This is a genomic window from Gilvimarinus gilvus (genome assembly GCF_030518155.1).
Lineage (GTDB): Bacteria > Pseudomonadota > Gammaproteobacteria > Pseudomonadales > Cellvibrionaceae > Gilvimarinus > Gilvimarinus gilvus.
The window spans coordinates 1-331 of record NZ_JAULRU010000634.1; the positions used below are offsets into that span (position 1 = coordinate 1).

Annotated in this window: 1 protein-coding gene; it reads right to left on the reverse strand. The window is 33.2% G+C overall.

Annotated elements, in window-relative coordinates; translation table 11 throughout:
* A partial coding sequence (locus QWI17_RS16565) for a nicotinate-nucleotide--dimethylbenzimidazole phosphoribosyltransferase (RefSeq protein ID WP_302723638.1) occupies window positions 1–331 on the reverse strand: 331 nt, incomplete at both ends.

Sequence of the window (331 nt, forward strand, 5' to 3'; positions counted from 1 at the left end):
CAGGTTCGTACAAGAAATTTTTGGTTGATTTGGTCACTTTACAATTTTTCAAAACCGAATAATCTTCGAAATCATAATTCACACCAGCGTCAACAATGGTTAAATCAATCTTATTTTGATTGCAAAAAACATTAATCGCCGCTCCATTATTTAGAAAATTAAAAACCATTTGAGGCGTAACTTCCGCAGGATACGCACTAACACCAGATTGTGCAATTCCGTGATCGCTTGCGAAAACAATTAGATGAGGTTGTATTAATTCTAACTGTTTTTTTTGTTGAACCAAACTAATTTTAAGTGCGATTTTTTCTAATAAACCTAAAGCTCCAAG